At 60.9% G+C, this 3,410-nt stretch carries 5 protein-coding genes; 1 reads left to right on the top strand and 4 read right to left on the bottom strand.

Annotated features, from left to right (window positions below; genetic code table 11):
* Positions 1-1,210, bottom strand: a 1,210-nt coding sequence (locus OQK_RS04840; protein ID WP_038860570.1) for a DEAD/DEAH box helicase, incomplete at its 3' end; no start/stop codon positions are given.
* Positions 1,211-1,309: 99 nt separating this feature from the next.
* Between OQK_RS04840 and OQK_RS04845 the strand changes: the two genes are divergently transcribed.
* Entirely contained in the window at positions 1,310-1,774 is a 465-nt protein-coding gene (locus OQK_RS04845; protein ID WP_016771373.1) for a CopD family protein, read from the top strand.
* 200 nt (positions 1,775-1,974) lie between these two features.
* Here OQK_RS04845 and OQK_RS04850 read toward each other — a convergent pair whose 3' ends face one another.
* From OQK_RS04850 to OQK_RS04860, 3 genes are all read right to left on the bottom strand, one after another.
* On the bottom strand, positions 1,975-2,733 hold the full coding sequence (locus OQK_RS04850; RefSeq protein ID WP_016771374.1) for a collagen-like triple helix repeat-containing protein: 759 nt from the start codon (positions 2,731-2,733) through the stop codon (positions 1,975-1,977).
* On the bottom strand, positions 2,726-3,007 hold the full coding sequence (locus OQK_RS04855; RefSeq protein WP_016771375.1) for a DUF1145 domain-containing protein: 282 nt from the start codon (positions 3,005-3,007) through the stop codon (positions 2,726-2,728). The genes OQK_RS04850 and OQK_RS04855 overlap by 8 nt, the downstream gene beginning before the upstream one ends.
* A gap of 160 nt (positions 3,008-3,167) precedes the next feature.
* On the bottom strand, positions 3,168-3,410 hold a 243-nt coding region (locus tag OQK_RS04860; protein ID WP_016771376.1), incomplete at its 5' end, for an OmpA family protein.

Genomic DNA, 3,410 nt, shown 5'->3' on the forward strand with positions numbered 1-3,410 from the left:
GATTGCTGGCGATGCCGATATTGACCTCACCGTCCATGCCTTCCTTGAGCAGGTCGGTCAGGCGCTGGAACAGGTCGTTAAGGCGCGAATAGCCTTTTTTCAGCTCGATGCCCATCTCGCGCATGTCCTCGGGAATCACCCCGCCGACAAAGCGATGACGCGGACGTTCTCGGCCTTCGACGTCTTCGCCGGGTTTGAAATCGGCGATCTGCTCACACGCGGTGAACATGAACTGCTGCTGGGTCTTGATCTCCCGCGCCAGCTCGGGCACCTGCTCGATCAGCTTGCCGAGATCACCCGGCAACGGATGCTGCGCGAGCAATTTGGTCAGGTTCTTGGCGGTGGTTTCCAGCCAGTCGGCAGTGGAGCGCAAACGCGTGTAATGGGCGAAGTGGCCGATGGCCTTGTCCGGCAAATGGTGACCTTCGTCGAACACGTAAATGGTGTCGCGCGGGTCCGGCAGCACGGCGCCGCCGCCCAGTGCCAGGTCAGCCAGGACCATGTCGTGGTTGGTGACGATCACGTCAACCTTGCCCATGCCTTCGCGGGCCTTGTAGAAGGCGCACTGGCCGAAGTTCGGGCAATGACGGTTGGTGCACTGGCTGTGATCAGTGGTCAGGCGCGCCCAGTCGGCGTCTTCCAGCGCGTTAGGCCAGCTGTCGCGGTCGCCGTCCCATTTATTGCCGGCGAGCTTTTCGATCATGCTGGTGAACAGCTTCTGACTGGCCTCGTCGACTTCAATCTTGAAGCCTTCTTCCTCGAACAACTGCGCGGTGGCGGTTTGCGCGTGGCCTTCCTGCAAGAGCATGTCGAGCTTGGACAGACACATGTAGCGGCCACGGCCCTTGGCCAGGGCGAAGCTGAAATTCAGCCCGCTGTTGCGCATCAGGTCAGGCAGATCCTTGTAGACGATCTGCTCTTGCAGGGCGACGGTCGCGGTGGCTATCACCAGACGCTTGCCGGCCAGTTTCGCCGTAGGAATCGCCGCCAGGCTGTAGGCCACCGTTTTGCCGGTACCGGTGCCGGCTTCCACCGCGACGATCGCGGGGTCGCCACTGCGCCGGCCTTCGTCATCGGTGTCGATATCCCCGAGGACCTTGGCGATTTCGGCGATCATCAGGCGCTGGCCGTAACGCGGCTTGAGGCTCTTGGCCTCTAGAAAACGCGAATAGGCGCCCTGGATCGTGGTTTTGAGTTCAGTGCTGATCATTGAGTGTCGGGCGCTGGAAACGCTGGATAAATTTTCAGTAGTTTGGTTCGGCGGCTATCATACCTGCCTAATCGATCCTGCGCAGAACGGAGTGCCCGAATGACACCTTTTAGCCTCGTTTACCCCCTGCATGTCCTTGCCGCTCTGGTGTGGGTCGGCGGCATGTTTTTCGCCTGGATGGTCTTGCGCCCTGCGGCTGTGAAGGCTCTGGACGGCCCCGCTCGCCTGACCCTGTGGGTGGAAGTGTTTCAAGGTTTTTTCCGTTGGGTCTGGGTCGCAGTGATCCTGTTGCCGATCAGCGGCGTGGGCATGCTGCATCTGCAGCAGGTCGGATTTGAAACCGCGCCGAAGTACGTGCAGGTGATGATCGGTTTGTATGTGGTGATGACGGCACTGTTCATCCGCATTCAGGGGTTGATGCTGCCGGAATTGCGCAAGGCGGTTGAGGCGAAGGATTGGCCGGCGGGTGCGGCAGTGCTGGGGCGGATTCGGCGGGTGGTGGGGCTCAATCTGCTGGTCGGGTTGGTGCTGGTGGCGGTAGCGGCGGCGAGACCGATGCTCTGAATCGCACTCTTGTTCTGCTGTGAACACAGTTGTGGCGAGGGGATTTATCCCCGCTGGGCTGCGTAGCAGTCCCGCTTTTGATTTTTAGAGCGAGGCCGCTTCGCGACCCAGCGGGGATAAATCCCCTCGCCACATAATTTCACTCACCAAAGATCTTCACTCACCAAAGCATTTTATTGATCAGAGAGTGGGTCGCAGTTTTAGAGGCGCTGCACGGTAACCGAACCCGCTGCTCCCTCCGACCCAGGCTGGCCATCCGCGCCGGCCTTGCCGTTCTTGCCGCCGTCAGCGCGGTAGACCAGGCAGCCCTTGGATTTGCCGCCCTTCCCTGCTTTACCACCGACACCCGCCGGGCCGCCGGCACCGCCAGCCACGTTGACTTTGATCAGCTCGGCTGGAAAATCCCGTGGTACGGCGAGTCGCACCAGCGCACCCGGCGCGCCTGGCTGGCCATCGCTGCCGTCACTGCCATCGGCACCGTGACCGGCCGAGCCATAGGTGCAGCCCGGATCTTCACCGTTGCCGCCGTCGAGGCCGACGAACCCTGGCGCGCCCCTGCCGCCACGGGCATCGACCGTCAGTTGCGGCGCGCTCAGGGCCTGGAATTGCAGATTCAGATTGCGCCCGGCCCGGGCCGCTTTTTCATAAGTGCCGGGGGCGCCGCGCGCGGTGATCTGGCTGCCCTCGCTCAATTCAGCGCGCTTGACCTTCACTTCCAGCGCTTGTTCAGCCGGAACGATAGCAATACGTGCTTCATGGCCAAGACGCAGTTCATCGATGTTTAATTCAGTCACGTTGGACGGGATCAGCAAGGTGCCGTAATCGGCGACTTCCAGTTTCTCCAGTTGCAGCGTGCTGGTGGTGTTGGGCAAGCGCATCAAAGAATTGCTTTGCACGTTGACCACCTGGGCGCAGGCCAGTGGACTGATGAATGCAGCGAGCAGGCAGAGTTTACGCATGGGAAGAAGCCTCCGGAGCGGCCGGGGCCGGGATGGTTTGCAGGTGGAAAACGCCGAACAACAGGATGCGGCCACGATCACGCCAAGGGTGCGGACGACCCTTGAGGCTGCGGTTGCACAGCAGCACTTCGAGTAGATGAATCAGCAACAACAGAGCGCCGGCCAGATTGACCAGCAGATGCAGCGGATGAACAAACGGCACCAGTTGATTGGCCAGTACCACGCAGCAGAACAGCAGGGTCAGCAAACGCCCCAGCCCCCAGAACACCTTCATACGCTCCCCCGTGTTGCGAATTATTCTTTGCACGCACAGTACCGGCTTCTGCGGGGGATAAGCCAGAGGGAAAAATGAAATTTGTGCAAACGCTGATGAAATGGCTGCCGGGGCGACGATCTCGACCCGGCAGCTCTAGCCGGCGGACTTCAGACCTTTCCTAACGATTGATATGCAGCTCGACCCGGCGATTTTCCGCGCGACCTTCATCGCTGGCGTTATCGGCGACCGGCTCACTTTCGCCTCGACCCTCGCTGGTGAGCTTGTTCGGCGCCAGGCCCTGACTGAGCAAGTACGCTGCGACACTGCTCGCGCGCCGCTCGGACAAAGCCTGGTTATAGGCGTCGGAGCCTTTGCTGTCGGTGTGCCCGATGACCTTGATACTGACCACATCGGCATTGCG

The organism is Pseudomonas sp. R62, assembly GCF_000257605.1.
Lineage (GTDB): Bacteria > Pseudomonadota > Gammaproteobacteria > Pseudomonadales > Pseudomonadaceae > Aquipseudomonas > Aquipseudomonas atacamensis.